The sequence below is a fragment of the Deinococcus sp. Arct2-2 genome, from assembly GCF_004801315.1.
Lineage (GTDB): Bacteria > Deinococcota > Deinococci > Deinococcales > Deinococcaceae > Deinococcus.
The window spans coordinates 109,369-128,287 of sequence record NZ_SSNW01000001.1; the positions used below are offsets into that span (position 1 = coordinate 109,369).

At 59.8% G+C, this 18,919-nt stretch carries 16 protein-coding genes and 1 pseudogene; 11 read left to right on the forward strand and 6 right to left on the reverse strand.

Translation table 11 applies throughout. The features are described from left to right. The 6 genes from E7T06_RS00500 to E7T06_RS00525 all read left to right on the forward strand — a co-directional run bounded on the left by E7T06_RS00500 (window position 1) and on the right by E7T06_RS00525 (window position 8,336). Window positions 1-1,143: an ABC transporter permease gene (locus E7T06_RS00500; RefSeq protein ID WP_136363890.1), complete on the forward strand. Its 1,143-nt coding sequence runs from the start codon at window positions 1-3 to the stop codon at window positions 1,141-1,143. A gap of 226 nt (window positions 1,144-1,369) precedes the next feature. Continuing rightward, window positions 1,370-2,419, forward strand: a complete 1,050-nt coding sequence (locus tag E7T06_RS00505; protein WP_136363891.1) for an ABC transporter ATP-binding protein — start codon at window positions 1,370-1,372, stop codon at window positions 2,417-2,419. A 44-nt stretch (window positions 2,420-2,463) separates the two neighbouring features. Then, window positions 2,464-3,447: an oligopeptide/dipeptide ABC transporter ATP-binding protein gene (locus E7T06_RS00510; RefSeq protein WP_157451230.1), complete on the forward strand. Its 984-nt coding sequence runs from the start codon at window positions 2,464-2,466 to the stop codon at window positions 3,445-3,447. Between the two features lie 443 nt (window positions 3,448-3,890). Then, window positions 3,891-5,207 (forward strand): hypothetical protein, encoded by a 1,317-nt coding sequence (locus E7T06_RS00515; protein WP_240740769.1) that lies wholly within the window; start codon window positions 3,891-3,893, stop codon window positions 5,205-5,207. 159 nt (window positions 5,208-5,366) lie between these two features. After that, window positions 5,367-6,803, forward strand: coding sequence for a hypothetical protein (locus tag E7T06_RS00520; RefSeq protein WP_136363892.1), 1,437 nt, complete (start codon window positions 5,367-5,369; stop codon window positions 6,801-6,803). Between the two features lie 243 nt (window positions 6,804-7,046). Beyond that, the gene (locus E7T06_RS00525; RefSeq protein WP_136363893.1) at window positions 7,047-8,336 is read left to right on the forward strand and encodes a DUF4139 domain-containing protein; all 1,290 of its coding nucleotides are present in this window, start codon (window positions 7,047-7,049) and stop codon (window positions 8,334-8,336) included. A gap of 155 nt (window positions 8,337-8,491) precedes the next feature. Here the strand turns inward: E7T06_RS00525 and E7T06_RS00530 are convergent, their stop codons facing one another. Beyond that, the gene (locus E7T06_RS00530; protein ID WP_240740788.1) at window positions 8,492-9,169 is read right to left on the reverse strand and encodes a methylenetetrahydrofolate reductase; all 678 of its coding nucleotides are present in this window, start codon (window positions 9,167-9,169) and stop codon (window positions 8,492-8,494) included. 92 nt (window positions 9,170-9,261) lie between these two features. Next, window positions 9,262-13,071 carry a methionine synthase gene (metH, locus tag E7T06_RS00535; protein WP_136363895.1) on the reverse strand — a complete coding sequence of 1,270 codons (3,810 nt, stop codon included), beginning with the start codon at window positions 13,069-13,071 and terminating at the stop codon, window positions 9,262-9,264. Between the two features lie 627 nt (window positions 13,072-13,698). On the opposite strand from metH, the gene E7T06_RS00540 reads away from it, so the two are divergent. Together E7T06_RS00540 and E7T06_RS00545 are read left to right on the forward strand one after the other, a co-directional pair. After that, complete coding sequence (locus E7T06_RS00540; protein WP_136363896.1) at window positions 13,699-14,016, forward strand: hypothetical protein; 318 nt, start codon at window positions 13,699-13,701, stop codon at window positions 14,014-14,016. Between the two features lie 93 nt (window positions 14,017-14,109). Continuing rightward, the gene (locus tag E7T06_RS00545; RefSeq protein ID WP_136363897.1) at window positions 14,110-15,093 is read left to right on the forward strand and encodes a vWA domain-containing protein; all 984 of its coding nucleotides are present in this window, start codon (window positions 14,110-14,112) and stop codon (window positions 15,091-15,093) included. A 270-nt stretch (window positions 15,094-15,363) separates the two neighbouring features. Here E7T06_RS00545 and E7T06_RS00550 read toward each other — a convergent pair. After that, window positions 15,364-16,436 (reverse strand): annotated as a pseudogene (locus E7T06_RS00550) (IS4 family transposase). A 74-nt stretch (window positions 16,437-16,510) separates the two neighbouring features. On the opposite strand from E7T06_RS00550, the gene E7T06_RS00555 reads away from it, so the two are divergent. From E7T06_RS00555 to E7T06_RS00565, 3 genes are read left to right on the forward strand one after another with little or no spacing between them, the layout of a single operon-like run. Then, window positions 16,511-16,882, forward strand: coding sequence for a hypothetical protein (locus E7T06_RS00555; protein WP_136363898.1), 372 nt, complete (start codon window positions 16,511-16,513; stop codon window positions 16,880-16,882). Window positions 16,883-16,933: 51 nt separating this feature from the next. Next, window positions 16,934-17,146, forward strand: a complete 213-nt coding sequence (locus E7T06_RS00560; RefSeq protein WP_136363899.1) for a VWA domain-containing protein — start codon at window positions 16,934-16,936, stop codon at window positions 17,144-17,146. Window positions 17,147-17,187: 41 nt separating this feature from the next. Then, on the forward strand, window positions 17,188-17,442 hold the full coding sequence (locus E7T06_RS00565; protein ID WP_136363900.1) for a hypothetical protein: 255 nt from the start codon (window positions 17,188-17,190) through the stop codon (window positions 17,440-17,442). Window positions 17,443-17,489: 47 nt separating this feature from the next. Here E7T06_RS00565 and E7T06_RS00570 read toward each other — a convergent pair whose 3' ends face one another. Genes E7T06_RS00570 through E7T06_RS00580 form a run of 3 tightly spaced genes read right to left on the reverse strand, consistent with a single transcriptional unit; the run spans window position 17,490 to window position 18,799 of the window. After that, the gene (locus tag E7T06_RS00570) at window positions 17,490-17,945 is read right to left on the reverse strand and encodes a GNAT family N-acetyltransferase (RefSeq protein ID WP_346763180.1); all 456 of its coding nucleotides are present in this window, start codon (window positions 17,943-17,945) and stop codon (window positions 17,490-17,492) included. A gap of 26 nt (window positions 17,946-17,971) precedes the next feature. Further along, a complete protein-coding gene (locus E7T06_RS00575) occupies window positions 17,972-18,205 on the reverse strand; it encodes a KTSC domain-containing protein (protein ID WP_136363901.1) in 234 nt (77 codons plus the stop codon). Between the two features lie 9 nt (window positions 18,206-18,214). After that, entirely contained in the window at window positions 18,215-18,799 is a 585-nt protein-coding gene (locus E7T06_RS00580) for a Rieske 2Fe-2S domain-containing protein (RefSeq protein WP_136363902.1), read from the reverse strand. Window positions 18,800-18,919: the final 120 nt, after the last annotated feature.

An 18,919-nucleotide genomic window follows, 5' to 3' on the forward strand; every position in this document is an offset into this window, starting at 1 on the left:
ATGACCACTACACTTCCTGACCGTCCCCTTAAATCCGCTCCAGCACGCAGCCAGTCTCAGTTTGGGGTGGCTTGGTCGCAGTTTCGCAAGAACCGCCTCGCCAAAATCGGCGGTTTCATGCTGATCTTGCTGTATACGCTGGCCCTCTTCGCGCCGTTTATCGCGCCCGATGGCCTGTCCAACTACTCCACGTCCAATATCACGCGCTTTCACCCGCCCACACCGATTAGCATCCGCGATCCGCAAACGGGCGGCCTGACGCGGCCTTTCGTGTATCAGTACGGCCAAAAACTGAACATGGATACGTTCGTCAACGAGTACAAGCCCACCACCACCCGCTGTCCTATTTATTTTGGCGTGCGTGGCGATGAATACCGCGTGCTAGGCCTGTTTCCCGGCACTCTGCACCTGTTCGGCACCGGCACAGAAAACCCTAACTGCAAGGTGTACCTGTTCGGCGGCGAGGCACTGGGCCGAGACCTGTTCACCCGCACCATCTACGCGTCCCAAATCTCGCTCACCATCGGCGTCGGCGCGGTGCTGATCTCAACGGTCATCGGCCTCCTGATGGGCGCAATGGCGGCCTTTTTCGGCGGCGTCGCGGATACCCTGATCATGCGCCTCGTCGAAGTGTTGGCGGCCATTCCCAGCCTGTTCTTGCTCATTTTGCTGCGCTCGGTGTTTCCGCAGGACATCAACCCGATTTTTGCGCTGTATATGATTCTGGGCCTCTTGGCCTTCATCGGTTGGGGGGGGTTGGCGCGGGTGGTGCGCGGGCAGATGCTCAGCGTGCGCGAGCAAGATTTCGTGTCGGCGGCGCAGGCCCTCGGCGCGGGCAATGGCCGGATCATGTGGCGGCACATGCTGCCCACCATGACCACCTACATCATCGTCACGCTCAGCCTGTCTATTCCCGGCTACATCCTGTTGGAATCGGGCCTCAGCTTCCTCGGCATCGGCGCAGTGGAGCCGTATGTGTCGTGGGGCGGCCTGCTCAGTCAGGCGCAGGAAGGCGGCTTTGCCAGCATCACCCAGCGGCCTTGGGTACTTATTCCGGGCTTTTTCATCGTGTTTACCGTCATGTGTTACCAACTGTTGGGCGACGGTCTGCGCGACGCCTTCGATCCGCGCAAGCGCCAGTAAAACTACAGTGAGTGGTCAGTGGGGAGTAGGAAGTGGAAAAAGCCTATGGTGGCTGCCTAATCTCTGCCCCTCTCACTTCTGAAAACACCGTCTAGATTACGGCAAATTCCGTGATCGATACCTTCCCAACACTTTCCCCCGCCGTTTTCCGTCCCTCTTCGCCATCCCCCGCCATGCTTGCCCCGGCATTGGGTTGTATGATGCACTTCATGTTTCAGGAGAAGAAATGACCCATCAGGGTGAAGTTCTGCTGGCCGTCAACGGCCTCAAGACGTACTTCAACACCGACGACGGAGTCGTCAAAAGTGTTGACGGCGTAACGTTCCACATCAACAAAGGCGAAACCCTCGCTGTGGTGGGAGAATCCGGCTCCGGCAAAAGCGTCACCAGCCTCAGCGTCATGCGCCTGATTCCGATGCCGCCCGGCAAAATCGTGGAAGGCGAGGTGTTGTTTACTGGCAAAGACGGCAAGCAAAAGAACCTCGTGACCTTGCCCGAAGCCGAGATGCGTAAGATTCGCGGCAACGACATTTCCATGATTTTTCAGGAACCCATGACCAGCCTGAACCCGGTGTACACGGTGGGCGATCAGATTGCCGAGGCGGTGATGCTGCACCAGAACAAGAATAAGAAAGACGCGATGGTGGTAGCCACCGATATGCTGCGGTTCGTGGGTATTCCGGCCCCCGAAAAGCGCGTCAACGAGTACCCGCACCAGTTGTCGGGCGGCATGCGTCAGCGCGTGATGATTGCGATGGCCCTGTCTTGCAAGCCCGCGCTCCTGATTGCCGACGAACCCACCACCGCCCTCGACGTGACCATTCAGGCCCAGATTCTGGACTTGATGCGCAAGCTGCAATCCGAAGTGGGCATGAGCATCTTGTTCATCACGCACAACCTTGGCGTGGTGGCCGAAATGGCAGACCGCGTGGTGGTCATGTACGGCGGGCGCGTGGTAGAGGAAGGCGACGTGATCGAGATTTTCAAGGCTCCGCGCCATCCGTACACGATGGGCCTGCTGAACTCTATTCCGCGCCCCGGCGAGCATGTGCATATTCCCGGCCAACCCAAAGGCCGCCTAGAAGCCATTCCCGGCAACGTGCCCAACCCGCTGAACTTGCCTGTAGGCTGCGCCTTCGAGCCGCGCTGCAAGTTTGCCGTGCCCGATTGCAGCAAGGCTGTGCCTGCCCTTGAGGACACCGGAGGCGGCCACATGGCCCGCTGCATTCGCTGGCGCGAGTTCGATCAGGCCCAGCAGCATGAGGTGAGCGCATGACTTCTCCTACATCCGTTCAATCGGCCAGTGGCAGCCGCCGCAACATGCCCACCACCGGCGACACGCTGCTGGAAGTCAATAACTTAGAGAAATACTTTCCCATTCGCGGCGGCCTGCTGTCCCGCGTGGTGGGCAACGTCAAGGCCGTCAACGACATTTCGTTCAAGATCGGACGCGGTGAAGTGGTAGGCCTTGTGGGCGAGTCGGGATCGGGCAAAACTACCGCTGGGCGGGCCATTTTGCGCCTGATCGAACCAACGGGCGGGCAAGTGCTGTTCAACGGCACCGACGTGACCAAGCTCAGCAAAGGCCAGATGCGTGATTACCGCCGCGAAATGCAGATCATTTTCCAAGATCCGTTCGCGTCGCTGAACCCGCGTATGACCGTGTCGGACATCATCGGTGAGGCCATGCAGATTCACAACCTGCACCCCGGCAAAGCCCGCGTAGACCGGATCGCGGAACTGCTGCAAAAAGTCGGCCTGCGCCCCGAGCATATGCGCCGCTACCCCCACGAGTTTTCGGGCGGCCAGCGCCAGCGCATCGGCATTGCCCGCGCTCTGGCGGTAGACCCGGCCTTTATCGTGGCCGACGAGCCTGTTTCGGCGCTCGACGTGTCCATTCAGGCTCAGGTCGTGAACCTGCTGCAAGACCTTCAGGAAGAATTGGGCCTCACGGTGCTGTTCATCGCCCACGATTTGGCTGTGGTGGAGTATATCTGCGACAGAATCATCGTGATGTACTTGGGCCGAATCATGGAAATCGCGCCCAGCCGCGAGCTGAACAACAATCCCAAGCACCCCTACACCGAAGCCCTGCTGTCGGCTGCGCCCGTGCCTGATCCTACCATCAAGCGCCAACGCATCATCTTGGAAGGCGACATTCCCAGCCCGATCAATCCGCCGAGTGGCTGCGTGTTCCGAACCCGTTGCCGCTACGCGATTGCCGAGTGCGCCAACGTGATTCCCGAACTGCGTGAAGTGGCCCCAAATCACTTCAAAGCCTGTATCCGCGACGATATTCTCTAAATCTGCTTGACTTGACTGCCGCTCCTTCGGGGGCGGTTTTTTGCTGTTGTCTCTGCCTTGTTTGGGCAAAATTCAAAGGTGGCTTAGTGAATGACGGTGCCGAGTAAACCCCCAGTCTGCTTTGCAGCCAGCCTCCTTAAGGGGAGCGCAACAGCTTTTATACGAAACTAAACTGAATCAGTAGGAACGCCGCTCGCACGCCCCCTCACCCCGCTGCTGTGCAGCGCCCCTCTCCCATGAGTGGAGAGGGAAAAGAGATGCACGAGACCCTTTTTAATTTCGTATTGATCCTCCCCTTGAGGGGGGGCGTTGCGTGAGCGACGGGGGTTGATCTGTCAAGCGTTCAAAGTGTTTAGGGGCTAGCCCTCTTGCTCATTTCCGCATTCCCAATCAGGTGAATCATGGCATGGTAGAGCGTGCGACTTTCAAAGACTTTCCGGCAAATGAAATTGAAACTGGGACTCATCACAGCGGCAGTTGCTCTGGCATCGGCGGCTCTGACCTCGGCGGCGCAGACGACCTCCTTGCGGCTGTATCCCAGCTTTGCCGAAGTGCAGGAACCCGTCAGCGCGGCCAGCACCAGCTTCAGCGTTTCGTTGTCGCCAGCGGTCTGGGCGGGCATCATTCCCGGCACGGTCAACTTGCGCGGCCTCGCCTTCAGCAGCGCGGTTCAGGGCCAAGACCCCGCGTGGCTTAGTCGCTGGGAAGGCAAAATCGTGACCCTCAGAACTGGCGCAGCGGGGGAGAAGGCCGAACCTGTGACGCTGATCCGGGCCGCCGACCTGACCGTAAGAGACGCGGCTGGAGAGTTTCGCCGGGTCACGTTGGCACAACTCAGCTTCTCCGAATTGCCGCCGCTGAACGCCGAAGCCGCTACGCCAACACTGACCTTCGCCTTGCCCCAACCGGGAACGGGAACGCTGTCGTACCTCACTCGCGCCCTAAGTTGGATGCCCCGCTACACACTCAATATCGTTGGGATTGGGGCGGCAGCAAAGGCCGACCTGAGTGCGCTGGCCGACATCCGCAACGGCACAGATGGGGTGGTGCAGGCTCCGGGGGCCGAACTGTTTGCCGGAGATGTGCGGCTGTCAGTGCCGTTTGAGATGAACGGTCTCGTGGGGAGAGTCGGGACGCTGACGAGTGGGGGAGGTGCAGCCGATGCTTCCTTCCAGAACATCGTTTCTCAGGGTGAATTGGGCGGCCTGTACCGTTTTGCGCTGACCCAGCCGCTTGTGTTGCCTGCCAAAAGCACAGTCACACTGCCGTTTCTGAAGCCTGCCCTCACTACTTTTCAGCCATTGTCCCGCCTGAACACAGGGTTTCAGTCCAACGACTCTGAAGGCATCCTGCAACGTGCTTACCGCCTGAAGGCCGATCAACGCCTGCCCGCTGGCGTGGTCAGTGTGCTGGAAGAAGACCGCCTGACCGGGCAAGCTAATATCGGCGACTTGGCAAAAGACACGGAGTTTATTTTGGAGTTGGGCGCAGACCCAGACGTGCGTTATACCTGCACAGTGGTTCTTCAGAACGTGCAGCGCGGGCTGTTGGGTGGGGGTAGCCGCACCTACCGCGTCACTTACACCCTGCGAAACGAGCAAGCCCAGCCGAGGCGGGCCGAAGTACGTGAGCAGGTGTACGGCACTCAGGTAGTGCTAGACAGCAAAACCACAGCGGGTTCGGCCACCGCCGTCCTTCTCTTTGACTTGCTCGCTGGAGGTAGCCTTTCCAAGTCGTATACCGTGGAGTTGCCGCAGTAATCCGGAGTCCGACTTGAATCTCAGCCGCCTCTTCGGGGGCGGTTTTTGCTGTGCTGCCGCCGATCATGCCGTGATCATGCGCTCAGGCTTACAACGGGCTTGCGGGTCAGTCTTATTCTCGTTTCTTATTCCGAGGCGGGCCGCGCACTGGGAGAGCGTATGCAAAACAGGGTGACGTACACGGTCAGCATGAACATTACGGACGACGAAACCTTTGGCAGCAACGAGCACGCCAGCATCAACCGGGGCGGGACGCTGGTGCTGGACGCGGGCACGCCGCAGCGCGAAGACCTGACCATCGGCAAATGCGGCGGCGAAGTGCGGGTAGAACTGCGCGTGACTTACCGCCAGCAGGCCGGGGGCGCGGTGAACGTGATGGGCAAAGCGCTGCTGTACGAGGGCACCAGCGAGAATACGGGCGATCTGGACGGACGGGCCGAGTTCAGCGGCGTGGTGAACAGTGGGCAGGGCCGTACCTTCAGCCTGCGCGTCCGCAACACCGACGAGGGCGGCGATTTTGCCGATATGACGGTCACGGTGAACAATCTGGCCCTCAGCGAAAACGATCCCTGCGCCAACATAGAAGCCAAAGCAGCGGCGCTGGGCGCAGGCTTTACAGGTGCGGCGGTATCGGGCTGCGAGGTGGTGCGCGGGGGCCACCGCAGGCGCTACCAGAACTGCGACATCTCCTATTCGCCGTCCACCGGAGCGCACGAAGTTCATGGCGATATTCGGCGCAAATACGACACCAAAGGCGGCCCCGACAGTGACCTGGCCTTGCCCGCCACCGACGAAACCACCGCGCCCGACAGCGTAGGCCGTTACAACCATTTCAGCGGCAACGGCAGCATTTATTGGCATCCCCGCACCGGCCCGATGGAAGTCCGGGGCGGCATCCGCGCACGCTGGGCACAAACCGGCTGGGAGCGCGGCGCATACGGCTATCCCACCAGCGACGAACTGAACATCAACCAAAGTCCGTGGCAGTGGTATAGCGATTTCCAAAACGGTGTGATCTTTTTTGAGGGGAACGCGGTGGTAGAACCGGCGACGGCCAGCCTCAGCGGAGCGGGCGTACTGGCTGCCTTCGACGCTGCCTTCCGTAGCCGTACAGCCGGTGACGCCCGTGTGCAAATCGATTCGGTGGTGGTGGTGGGGGTCAGCGACACCAACTACGATTTCACCCGCAGCGGCAACCGCGTCGTCACCTACCGCGTGTCGGGCGAGATCAGCAGCGGGCATTGGTACATTCCCGATCCCGATTTCGAGGTCACGATTCCGGTGCAGTTTGCCGCCACCCCGCAACCCGACGCCCGCCGCGAAGTCACCTTGCTGGCGCGGCAAGCAGGCGTGATCCACATTCATGTCAGCAACTTTGCCGGAATAGGCGTGGGAGACGTAGCAACCGCGCTCCGTGACAAACTGGCGGCCATTTTCAACGCCCCGATTCGGTTGGGCAACGTGCCTGCCGCCGCTGGTCTGCTCAGTTTCAAGGTCATGAAAGACGGCGGCCTCACACTGTATTTCCGCCCCGACTTGGCAGGCCGCTTTGCGGCGGTGGCGGCACAGGGGATGCTGGACAATATTCAGATTTGACAGCATTCAGAGTTGACAGCGCAGCAGACATGGGCCTGCACCGGACAGACATTCAGGGCCGCCCGCTCTGGATGTCCGTTTGGTGCAGGCCCGCTTTCTCTGGCTCCGACGGGGGTAAGCCAAAATATAGAACTCACCTTTCTGGCGTGATGTACGGCGTTTTATGTTTCCCATCCCCGAAGCTGTCGCCCGTCTGACTGGCCCTCTCACATCTCATATTCGGAGCGGCGTAAGGATAAGACTATGAAACCCAATCTACCCTACAGTCTGATGATGGCACTGGCTCTTGCAACTGGTTCGGCTTCTGCCGCCGATCTCCGTATTTACCCCAGCTTTTCGGAAGTGCGCGAAACCGTGAAGGCGACTGGAACCACCCTCGGCGTGAATTTGCCGCAGGAGACGTGGAATAGCGTGATTCCCGGCTCGCTGGACTTGGACGGCGTGGCGTTTTCCAGCGCCGTGCAAAAGCAGGAAGCCAACTGGCTCACCAGTTTGGAGGGCAAACCCGTGTTCCTGCGAACGGGCGACAAAATAGAAACGGTGACGCTGATCCGCGCCCGCGATCTGTTGATTAAAGACGCGCAGGGCCGTTACCGCAACGTGCCCTACAGCGACCTCAGCTTCACCAATCTGCCCCCGCTGAACCCGCAGTCGCCCACGCAAACGCTGACCTACACGGTTCCCAGCGGCGCAACGGGAACTTTAAGCTACCTCACGCGGGCCGTCACTTGGTCGCCGCGCTTTACCCTGAAAGCTAGTAGTGCCGGGGCGCAACTGTCCGCGTTGGCCGATATCCGCAATGGCACCGAGTTGCCTTACAACGTGCAAAACACCGAACTGTATGCCGGAGACGTGGAAGTGCAGGACGGCCAGCCGATGCCTGCCGCGCCGATTATGCAGATGCGGGCCGAAGCGGCCTCTGCCGACTTCGCCGCTCCCAAAGTCAACACAGTGGGCGAACTGCGCGGCCTGACCCGCTACGACTTGTCGGCTCCGTTTACCTTGCCCGCCAGCAGCATGGTCACTCTGCCCTTCCTGACGCCCAAGCTGACCAGTTTCGAGCGCTACGCGGGCCTGAATACCTACTTCAATACCGAAACCAGCAAGGGCACCATGAGCCGCTTTTACCGCTTCAAGGCCGATGAGCGCCTTCCCAGCGGCAGCTTGACCGTGCGCGAAGATGGCCGCATCGTGGGCCAAACCACCATCCCCGAAACGGGCAAGGGCGCAGACATAGAATTTAGCCTCGGCAACGATCCAGACGTGCGCTACACCCGCAGCGTGGAAACGCAGAACCAGCAAAAAGACAGCAAAGGCAACGTGACCCGCACCACCTACCGCGTGACCTACGCCTTCGAGAGCAGCAAAGACCGCGTGATCCGCGCCGAGGTGACTGAACGCGCCGGGGGCCGCCGAATCATCATCGACACTGCCCCAGCCGTGCAAAATCAGGGTGTGGCGAACCTGCGCGTAGATGTGCCCGCGAATGGCAAGGCGAGTAAGAGCTTTGTGTTGGTGATCGATAATTCTTGAGGGATCGTGGAGCGTGGGAGAAGATAGGGGCTTGAACAGTTCCACCGCTCGCTGAGCCACAACCGAAGAAAAGGGCCGTCTATTCCGACTGGCCCTTTTCGCTGTTTCCACGATCTACTCACCACCTTCTACGTTCGGGCGGTGTCGTTCCGCCCCTAAACAATTCCTTCCAAATAGTCGCGCGCATCGGCCCGCACTGGCATAAAATACACGTGCTGGGCGCGTTCGCGGGCAAAGTGTAGGGCGGCGGCGGCAAAAGTACGGTTCCACTCCAACGTCGGTTCGAAGCTGCGGGGAAACACGGCGTGGTTTCTGGCCCGCCAATAGTTCAGGGTTTGCTCGGTGGTCACGGTGGTCGCGCCCCACCACACGTCCGCGCCTTCTGGCATCAGATCGGCGTAGGCGTCCATCAAGCGCAGATCGAAAAAAGGCTGGGTAAAAAAGCCCACCGCGCCCGCGTCCAGCTTGCGCTCTAGGTAATCGCGCTCACGGGCAAAGCTTTGACGGTACGGATCAAGGCCCGCATACACTCGCACGTCCGGTAACTCGCGCCGGAAGCGGCGAATCACGTCTACAGCGTCCACGTCGTACACTTTGGCACTCATATCAGCGGGCGCGTCTCCGGTAATAATCAGCACTTCGGTGATGCCGTGCGCGGCCAGTGTGTCCAGCATCGGCAACGGCTCGCGCGGATTGATGTCCACCGCCCGGATATGCGGAATAGCCCGGTGGTGAGGCCGCGCCATCGCACAGCCCATCCAAGAGCGGGTAGAAAACCGGGGAAAATCGGGAATGTTGATGGTGTCTATGCCCGGCAAATGCTCCCGCACCATCTCCAATTCGGCCCGCAGGCCAGAGCGGGAACGCGGAACAAGTTCGATGGAGACGCGGGTTTGGGGCGCGGCCCCAGTCGCAAAACTTTGGCTCACTGTGCGCCGCCCGCTGAAGAGATCGGTCCAAGGGTCGAAGGGTCTGAGGGACTAAGCACCCCCACCGCCTTATCTTCTGCCGTTCTTAGACTCTTAGACCCTTGACCCTTAGACGCCGTGCCAGCCGGGTCATACGCCAAAATTGGCCCCAGCCAACGCTCGGCTTCCTCTACAGGCCAGCCTTTGCGCTGGGCATAGTCTTCGATCTGATCGCGCCCAATTCGGCCTACCGCAAAGTAACGTGCGTCGGGATGACCAAAGTACACGCCAGACACGGCAGCGGCGGGCCACATCGCGCAAGATTCGGTCAGGCTCAGGCCCACTTCTTCGGCGTGTAGTAGGGCAAACAGGGTACGTTTTTCGGTGTGGTCGGGCTGGGCAGGGTAGCCGGGGGCGGGGCGAATGCCGTCATAGCGCTCGCGGATCAAGTCCATGTTGTCCAGCGCCTCGTCTGCCGCGTAGCCCCAGTACTCCATCCGCACATCCCGGTGCAGTTTTTCGGCAAAGGCTTCGGCCAAACGGTCAGCCAGCGCCTTCACGAGAATGGAGTTGTAGTCGTCGTGCGCGGCCTCGAACGCCTGTGCCAATTCCTCGGCCCCGTGTATGGCGACGGCAAAGGCTCCGATATGGTCGCCGTGCGGAGCGATGTAGTCGGCAAGGGCAGTGTTGGGGGTAGTCTGGTCGCGCTGCTGGCGCAGGGTGTGGAGCTGGGTCAGGTGGGCCAGAGGGGTTCGCCCCGCCGCCACCTCATGGGTGTGATGATCTAGAGAATCCCTGTGCTGCTCGGCGTTCACCAGAATATCGTCGCCATCACGTTCGGCAGGCCACAGCCCAATCACGCCCCGCGCCGTTAGCAATCCTTCGTCTACCACGCGCCTGAGTAACGTCTGAGCATCGGCAAACAGCGAACGGGCTTCTGCGCCGCGCAGGGGGTCGGTCAGAATGTTGGGGTAGATGCCCTTCATCTCCCACGCGATAAAAAACGGTGTCCAGTCGATGTAGTCCAGCAGGCCGCTGATGGGCTGTTCGATGATCTGGCGTCCGGGTTGGCGCGGCGCGGGCGGCAGGGCGGGGGAGAGCCGGGGCGCACGTTCGCGGGCCGTGTCGATGGGAATCAGGCGCACCTGACGGTCTCCGTGCCGCTCGCGCAGAGCGTCGTATTCGGCCCGGATGCGGTCTTGCACGGCCACCGGGTCGGCCAGCAGCTCGGCAGTCACGGTCACGGCGCGGCTGGCGTCCAGCACATGCACCACTGGCCCGCCGTAGGCCGGGTCAATTTTCACAGCGGTATGGGCGCGGCTGGTGGTCGCTCCGCCGATCAAGAGGGGCTGGGTCATGCCCCGGCGCGTCATTTCGCGGGCCACCGTCACCATTTCATCCAAACTGGGCGTAATCAGTCCGCTGAGGCCGATGATGTCTACGCCCAACCGCGCCGCTTCGTCCAGCACGCGCTCGGTGGCTACCATCACGCCCAGATCGGTGACTTGATAGCCGTTGCAGGCCAGCACCACCCCCACGATATTTTTGCCGATATCGTGTACGTCGCCCTTTACCGTTGCCAGCAGCACTTTTCCTTTACCGCCCGCCTCCTGCTTCTCGGCTTCCATGTACGGCGTCAGGTGGGCCACCGCCCGTTTCATCACGCGGGCCGACTTGACCACCTGCGGCAGAAACATTTTCCCGGCCCCGAACAGGTCGCCCACCACGTTCATGCCGTCCATCAGCGGCCCCTCGATCACGGCCAGCGGCGATCCGAGCAGGCGGTAGGCTTCCTCGGCGTCGTCCACCACGTAATCGGTGATGCCCGAAATCAGCGCGTGCGTCAGGCGTTCGGTCACGGGCAGTTCCCGCCACGCGCTCACCGCCGTCGCCTCGCGTTTGATGTCTTTATAGCTTTCGGCCAGCGTCAACAAGCGGTCTGTGGCGTCCGGGCGGCGGGCCAGAATCACGTCTTCCACAGCCTCGCGCAGTTCGGGTTCTATGTCGGCGTACACGGCCAGCATCCCGGCGTTCACGATGCCCATGTCCAGCCCCGCACCGATGGCGTGGTACAGAAAGACGGCGTGCATGGCCTCGCGCACATGGTTGTTGCCCCGGAAGCTGAACGACACGTTGGAAATCCCGCCCGACACCAGCGCCCCCGGCAGGTTGGCCTTGATCCAGCGCGTGCCCTCGATAAAGTCCAGCGCGTAGCGGTCATGCTCTTCTATTCCCGTAGCGACGGTCAGCACGTTGGGGTCAAAAATAATGTCCTGCGGCGGAAATCCGGCCTGTTCGGTCAGCAACCTATAGGCGCGGGAAGCAATTTCTATTCGCCGCTCCAGATTGTCGGCCTGCCCCTGTTCATCAAAGGCCATGACCACTGCCGCCGCCCCGTAGCGCCGCAGCAACCGGGCGCGTTCCAGAAAGGTTTCCTCGCCGTCCTTCAGGCTGATGGAATTGACGACGGGCTTGCCCTGCACGCGCTTCAGGCCCGCTTCCAGAATCTCCCATTTGCTGGAATCCAGCATCAGCGGCACGCGGGAAATGTCAGGTTCTCCGGCCAGCAGATTCAGAAACTTGACCATCGCGGCCTCGCCGTCCAGCATGCCTTCGTCAAAATTCACATCTACGATTTGTGCGCCGTTGGTGACTTGTTGCCGCGCAATCTTGAGGCCCGCGTCGTAGTCTCCAGCCAAAATCGCCTTGGAAAAGCGGGGGCTGCCCGTCACATTGGTTCGCTCGCCCACGTTCACGAAGTTGATTTCGGGTGTGATGGTCAGGGCTTCCAGCCCGCTGAGGCGCAGGAAGGGTGGCAGCTTGGGCGCGGTGCGGGGCGCGATTCCGGCCACCGCGTCGGCAATGGCGCGGATATGTTCGGGCGTGGTGCCGCAGCAACCGCCCACGATGTTCACCAACCCGTCACGGGCAAACTCGGCCAGCACGTTGGCGGTGTGTTCGGGCGTTTCATCGTACTCGCCGAAGGCATTGGGCAGGCCCGCGTTGGGATGCACGCTGACTAACGTTTCGGTACTGGCGGCAATGGCCCGCAGATGGGGGCGCAACAGGTCGGCCCCCAGCGCACAGTTCAGGCCGAGGCTAAACAGGTTGGCGTGCGCCGTGCTGATGGCGAAGGCTTCGGGCGTTTGCCCACTCAGCGTGCGGCCCGAAGCGTCGGTGATGGTGCCCGACAGCATCACGGGCAGGCGGCGGCCCAGTCGCTCAAACACCGTTTCGCAGGCAAACAGCGCGGCTTTGGCGTTCAGCGTATCGAACACCGTTTCGATCAGCAGCAGGTCGGCCCCGCCCACCATCAGGCCTTCTATGGCGTCGCCGTAGGCTTCGGCCAAACTGTCGAAGGTCACGTTGCGGAATTCGGGACGCTCTACATCGGGCGACAGGGTGGCGGTGCGGTTGGTCGGCCCCACCGCTCCAGCCACCCAGCGCGGGCGTCCATCCAGCGCCTCGAATTCGTCGGCCACTTCGCGGGCTAAGCGTGCGCCCGCCTCGTTCATGGCGCGGGCCAAGCGTTCGGTGCCGTAATCGGCCTGACTGATGGTCGTGGAATTGAAGGTATTGGTGGAGGCGATATCCGCGCCTGCCTCAAAATAAGCGCGGTGCACGCCCCGGATGATGTCGGGCCGGGTCAGTTGCAGTAAATCGAAGTTGCCCCGGTACATCCGCAGCGGGTCGGCGTCGGGCAACCGGAAATCGGCTTCCGTCAGGTTGGCCCGCTGAAGCATGGTGCCCCACGCGCCGTCCAAGACTAAAATTCTTTGCTGCGCTTCTGTCTGTAACGCCTGTGCGCGTTTGCTGTTGATTTGCATCCTCATCACCTCTGCACATCCCCTGCGGGACAGCTCTGGCAGGTCGGCTGTGTGCGCCGCCCGCGTCTATAGCGTTTGCGCTCTATTTGCGCCGCCTCTGGGCCATCTGCTCGCCGCCGCGCCATCGTCGGCACTGCTTGGCGGTCAAGCCTTTCTATTTGGGGCACCGAATACCGTGATGAAGGCCGGTTGCCGCGCCGTCTACGGGCAGAAAAAGTCCCTCGGGCGCTCTGTGAGATGGCCGTGCGGGAGGCACGACGCCCAGCAGTTTAGCGCGGCGCGGGCAGGACAAAAGAGCATGGGTCAGACAGGTTGGGTAACGTCGGGTGGATGCCGATTTGATACGTAGCTAGAGTTGAGCCTCGTGTAAACCCCCCAGTCTGCTCCGCAGCCAGCCCCCTTAAGGGGAGCGCAAAAGCTTGTGTCCTCCCCTCTAAGGGGGGGCGTTGCGCCAGCAACGGGGGGGTTCACCTTGCCAGTCAGATTGAACTCGCCCGTAACCCCCAGTCTGATCATGGCCTGATCATGCCCCCTGCTGATGATGGGTTCAGGCGCGGGCCAAGCGGAAGCGGCCACTACAGATGGCACGGCAGGCACGGGCCGAGTTCAGACATTGGAGGAATTGCCATGACCGCATCCATCACCCCAGCATCCAGCCCTTCACCCACCCCAGCACCTACACAGTCCCACCCATCCGACACCCTGCACGACATCAAAACGCTGACCCGTGAAGTGCGTGCCTTGCGCCTCAGCCTGCGCGAACTGGCGGCCTCCGATTCGCTGGAGCGCCTGCTGAAACTCATTCCGCGCCCCGGCTGGACAACGCCCGCCGAATTTGAGTTGGTGCGCGGCAGTGTGGCCCACATGCAGGCCCAAGTGGACGCGCTGCACAGCTTCCAACGCACGGTACTGAAGGGAAGTGAATTGGTGGGGCGGGGGCGTTAAACGGCTGGGCACGTTGCTGTAACGGGTGACGTGAAAGATGGCCTTAGAGTTTATGAACAATTGGCCCTTCTCAAGCTTTCCGGAGGTTTTACCATGACGTACCTGCACAAGACGGCGCTCGCTCTGACCACTGCCCTGCTGACGCTGGCTTCTTGCGGCCCGGATGTACCCAATGTCATCTTGCCCACCATTCCGGCGGCGACAGTGCTTCAGATCAACGGAACCCGTGTGCTGAACGCCACATCCATCCAGTTTGGGGTCACGGCGCTCAATGGAACCACCGTGGTAGGCACGGGCCAGATCACCAATCCGGCAGTCGCCTTCACCACACCCGGCGTCACGGGCAGCGTGAGTGTGTGCGGGCAAATTACGGCCCAAAACGTGGTCACGGCGGCAGTGACGTTAGACGCTACCGGCAGCATGAGCAGCACCGATCCTGCCGAAAACCGCAAGCTGGCCGCCAAAGCGTTTGTAGACCGCCTTACCGGAGACAGTCAGGCCGCCGTGCTGTCGTTTGAAGCGAGCAGTACGCCCACCGCTGGGCTGCTTGCCAGCCGTTTGCAACAAGCCATGACGGGCGACAAGGCTTTGCTGAATATGGCCATAGACAACGCCACCTACGCTTCCGGCAGCACCAACTTTTATGACGCTGTCATTGACGCCGTGAAGATTGCCAAAGACTCTGGCCGAAGCAATCCCATCGTATTGGCCCTGACCGACGGTGAAGACAATTCCAGCAACAACACCGCCACAGAAGCGATTGCGTATGCCAAAACCAATAATGTTCCGGTGTACGCCGTGGGGCTGGATGCCACCAACACCATCAATTTCAGCGAAATGGAACGCATCGCCAGCGAAACGGGCGGCCTGTTCCGCAGCAACATCAGTAGCGGCGACCTGAACGACTATTTTTCCAAGCTCTACAACGCCTTTACCGCTCAGGGCTGCGTGCAACTGAATCTGGCGACTGCTCCGGCCACAGGCAGCACCATTGAAGGCACACTGACGCTGGACATTACGGATACGGGCAAAGCGGCAGCCACCTTGAATGTGCCGTTCAGCTATACAGCCCGCTAAACTTCCATCTTTATAAGCCCGTGCCGTTGGTTGGTGCGGGCTTATAACTGATTTTTGTAATGTCTGTCTAGTCAAGCAGTTAAATCTTCTCACTCCGATATTGCAATACCGTCAATATAGGTTTAGCTCATGAAAATGTGATTTGAGCCTTAATAGATGCACCCTCACTTTCACACCGTTTCTCGTGTGATGGGCACCTCTGCCTGTCCTTATTGGGGGTCTTCAATGAAATCTACGTATAAAACTGCTTTGGTGTTGAGCGTCAGCTCTCTAGGGGTCAAAAGTGGCCAGAAGTCGCTGGAATGACGGCCTAGACGCACTCTTTTTCTTGGGTCGACTTGACAGTGCGCTCTGGAGGGCATCAAGGCCCACTCGAAAGAGACTTTTTGCGGGGTAGCCGTGTTTGAGCATTTTTGGTGGGGACTTCGTTGCGACGAAGTCCCCACTCAAGCAGCACCAGATAAACGCCAGTGATACGACGCCAAACAGCAGGCTCACCCGTGTGCCTTCGGTCAAGCGCGTCGCTTCGAGATCAAAGCCTCTTCCCTTCAAGGCCTGATGCATATTTTCGCAGTTCCAGCGCCAAGAATAGCGTGTGATGGCCTGGGTGCCCCACCCGTGATAGGCCAAATAGAGCGTCTGTCCGTGAAGGTTCTGGCACGCCAGAACCCGCAGCCGTACCCCGTAGATCGTTGTCGGGGCATGCCAAATGCGAAGTTCTCCCGGTTGCAGCTTTTTGAAATAGGCCCAGACCTCAATACCGTTGACTTTGGTGGTCACGTGCAACCGGATGGTGGGTTTGATTCCGAGTCGTTTCAGTGCCCCAAACCACTCTTTGCCGATGAATTCTCGATCTGCGAGCAGGGCAAGACTCTTGCCCTGCATCAACGGCAGCACCGACTCCAGCAGTGCAATTCGGGTCGCAGTATTGCTGTTGCCACACAGTGGCAACAGCTGCCAAGCCAGCGGAAAACTGAAGGATTTCCACATGATGCTGAGAATCAGGAAATTGAGATCCGCTTTGCCCCATTTCCAATTCGTTCGGTCAAGGATCAGCACGAGTTCGGGGTCATCTCGGAAATGACTCAACACGAGTCGGGCCGTCAAGAGCTGCTGATCCTGCCATGCGAATTGAGCAAAGCGTTTGAGTCGCTGATAGATCGTCTCGTCGGCAAGGCGAGACGGATGCAACTCACCAACTGAGCGAGACACACCGTGCGCTTCTCGATGATGGCGAGGATCAGCGCGGCCAGCACCGTAAGACGACGAGGATCAAGAGGAAGAACGGTGGCGAGGTAAACGGACAGAGTATCTTGGGGCTGTCGGCTCCGGGGATTTTTCATCGCAGAAAACACCCTACAGGAGCCGACTTCTGCTGCCTATTCCCGACTTTTGACCCCTAGAGAGGAGCGTCAGTTTGTTGGCTTTGGCATCCTGTCAGCGGGATGTTGTTGTCGTCGCGCCTGCGGCAACGATCGTGCAGGTCAATGGTACCCGTGTCATCAACAACACGACCATTCAATTTGGAGTGACCACATTAGCCGCTTCGACTGTGGTCAGCACAGGCAAAATAGACAAAGTCACAGTCATGTTCACCACGACTGGTATTACTGGCACGGCTAACGTCTGCGGTCAAATAGCTGCACAAAACGTAGTCACGGCGGCAGTCACGTTAGATGCGACGGGGAGTATGGTAGACAATGATCCCAACAAAGACCGGAACGTTGCTGCCAAAGCTTTTGTGGATCGTCTGACGGGGGCTAGCCAAGCTGCAATTCTATCTTTTTAGGCTGACAGTGTTCCAAGTAGTGGTTTGCTAGCCAGTCGTTTACAGCAGAAGATGACCAGCGACAAAACTCTTTTGAAGGCAGCCATAGATAAAGCGACATATGCTTCTGGTGGCACGAATTTTTATGATGCAGTCATGGATGCGGCATTCATAGCTAAAGATTCGGGTGGAGCTAATCCCATCGTTCTGGCTCTAACTGACGGAGAGGACAACTCAAGTAGCAATTCTGCCGATAGTGTAATAGACTATGTAAAAAAAAATTAGGCGTTACTGTTTACACCCTGGGTTTGGATACATCTAACAATGTGAATTTTAGTCAGATGGAGCGCATCGCCAGCCAAACGGGCGGTCTATTTAATACAACCAAGAAAAGCACCGATCTCAACGACTATTTCTCTAAGCTCTACAACGCGTTCACAGCTCAGGGTTGTGTGCAGATCAATTTGGCTAACGCGCCTGCCGCTGGAACAGTTATCGAGGGCACACTGACGCTCGACATCACCGATGCAGGCAAGGCAACGGCGAGTCTGAAAGTGCCGTTCAGCTACACCGTTCGCTAGGATGTAACTCCTGTTCCGCCCGTGCCAGACAATGGTGCGGGCCTTTTCTATTCAACCCTCAAGCTGTACAGCACCACATGGTAAGCACCCACTTGCCGCCCTCCCACATTCTGAAAGCCGAAGTCGCCGTATAGCGCTCGCAATTTAGCCCGGTCTGAAGCCGTATCCAGACGCAGGAAAGGCGCACCCATACGGCGTGTTTCCGCGACAGCTTCAGCCAACAGCAACCGTGCCAAGCCGCCCCCCTGCACGTCGGGATGCACCGCCAATTTGTGCAGATACAGGGCCGTACCGGGCGCGTCGTCGGGCCAAAACAGCTCATCCTTGTCCAGCAGCACGTAAGCGCCCACCGCCTGACCGTCTTGCCACGCCACACGCCAGCCCGCATCGGGGTAGTGCCGCGCCAAACGTTCGGGGGTCAGACTTTGCGGCGGCCAGAGCGGTTGTCCGCGTGCAGCAAGGGCGGCGGCAGAGGCCATCAGAATCTCGGAGGCGGTCTGCACGTCGCCGGATGTAATGGTGAGGGGCTTCAGCGGCGGCCCCGCTTCGTGACCAAGCGGTCTGGGTAGCAGTCTAAAATCTCGTTCCTCATAAAACTGCCCTTAGACGTAGACGCCATCAGCCGTTCGTACACTTCCGGCTCTACACCGCTGTATTCGTACAATTTGCCGCTGCCAAATAAGACGGTCAGGGTGTGGGTCGCCGGATCGTAGCCCACATGGGACATCATGCTGGAGTCAACGGGCAGCAGCGGCACGCTCATAGTCACATTCTAATCGCCCAATTTTGGTGCGGGTTCTATTCCGGTGGCATATAAGTCGTTTCCGCGCCGTTCCAGCCGCACACGGGGCAGCGGGCCGTTCGCTTTGCCAAACACGGCTTCGCCTGCTTGCAGTGGGTCGAATACGCTGTAATGGCAGCGGCAGCCCAGTTGCGGGTGATTCGCGTCGGGCGGGGGGCGGTAATTGAAGGCGAATGCCAGCACTTCTGGGTCTCGCACCAAGTTCACAGTGCAGCCCAGATGCGTGCAAATGCGCGAGTAGGCCACGTAATGCGTCTGACCGAGATTCAGCCCGCCCGGAACGGCGCGTGGAATTCTCAGCACGGTACAGGGGCGCTTGTCGTAGGTAAAGTTCACTTCGGCCCAGTCTTGTGCCAGTTCAGAAATCGCGGCCACCCGCTGTGGTTGGCCTGATACAAATTGGGGTGCGCCTGCCCGCTGTTTGCCCAGCAGCACGCGGGAACCGTACCAGCCCATATACCCGAACGCGCCCACCGTTCCCGCGACGGGCAGCACCCACCACCGCGCGAGCAGGGCGCGGCGCGACAGGATGCGGCGGCCTTCCAGTCGGCTCACACGGCTTCCGGTGAGGTTTCGGAGTGGAGTTTCATCCGGTCAGCGTTTGGGAAGTGGGAAGGGCGTGGTGGCCGTACTAGCCCAGCTTCTGACAAGTGAATAACCGCTTGAAACGCTGGC

Excerpts from the sequence above, each read along its gene's own strand:
- E7T06_RS00500 (WP_136363890.1), top strand. The coding sequence starts at position 1 with ATGACCACTACACTTCCTGACCGTCCCCTTAAATCCGCTCCAGCACGC.
- E7T06_RS00505 (WP_136363891.1), top strand. The coding sequence starts at position 1,370 with ATGACCCATCAGGGTGAAGTTCTGCTGGCCGTCAACGGCCTCAAGACG.
- E7T06_RS00510 (WP_157451230.1), top strand. The coding sequence starts at position 2,464 with ATGCCCACCACCGGCGACACGCTGCTGGAAGTCAATAACTTAGAGAAA.
- E7T06_RS00515 (WP_240740769.1), top strand. The coding sequence starts at position 3,891 with ATGAAATTGAAACTGGGACTCATCACAGCGGCAGTTGCTCTGGCATCG.
- E7T06_RS00520 (WP_136363892.1), top strand. The coding sequence starts at position 5,367 with ATGCAAAACAGGGTGACGTACACGGTCAGCATGAACATTACGGACGAC.
- E7T06_RS00525 (WP_136363893.1), top strand. The coding sequence starts at position 7,047 with ATGAAACCCAATCTACCCTACAGTCTGATGATGGCACTGGCTCTTGCA.
- E7T06_RS00530 (WP_240740788.1), bottom strand. The coding sequence starts at position 9,169 with ATGGTGCGGGAGCATTTGCCGGGCATAGACACCATCAACATTCCCGAT.
- metH (WP_136363895.1), bottom strand. The coding sequence starts at position 13,071 with ATGCAAATCAACAGCAAACGCGCACAGGCGTTACAGACAGAAGCGCAG.
- E7T06_RS00540 (WP_136363896.1), top strand. The coding sequence starts at position 13,699 with ATGACCGCATCCATCACCCCAGCATCCAGCCCTTCACCCACCCCAGCA.
- E7T06_RS00545 (WP_136363897.1), top strand. The coding sequence starts at position 14,110 with ATGACGTACCTGCACAAGACGGCGCTCGCTCTGACCACTGCCCTGCTG.
- E7T06_RS00560 (WP_136363899.1), top strand. The coding sequence starts at position 16,934 with ATGACCAGCGACAAAACTCTTTTGAAGGCAGCCATAGATAAAGCGACA.
- E7T06_RS00575 (WP_136363901.1), bottom strand. The coding sequence starts at position 18,205 with ATGAGCGTGCCGCTGCTGCCCGTTGACTCCAGCATGATGTCCCATGTG.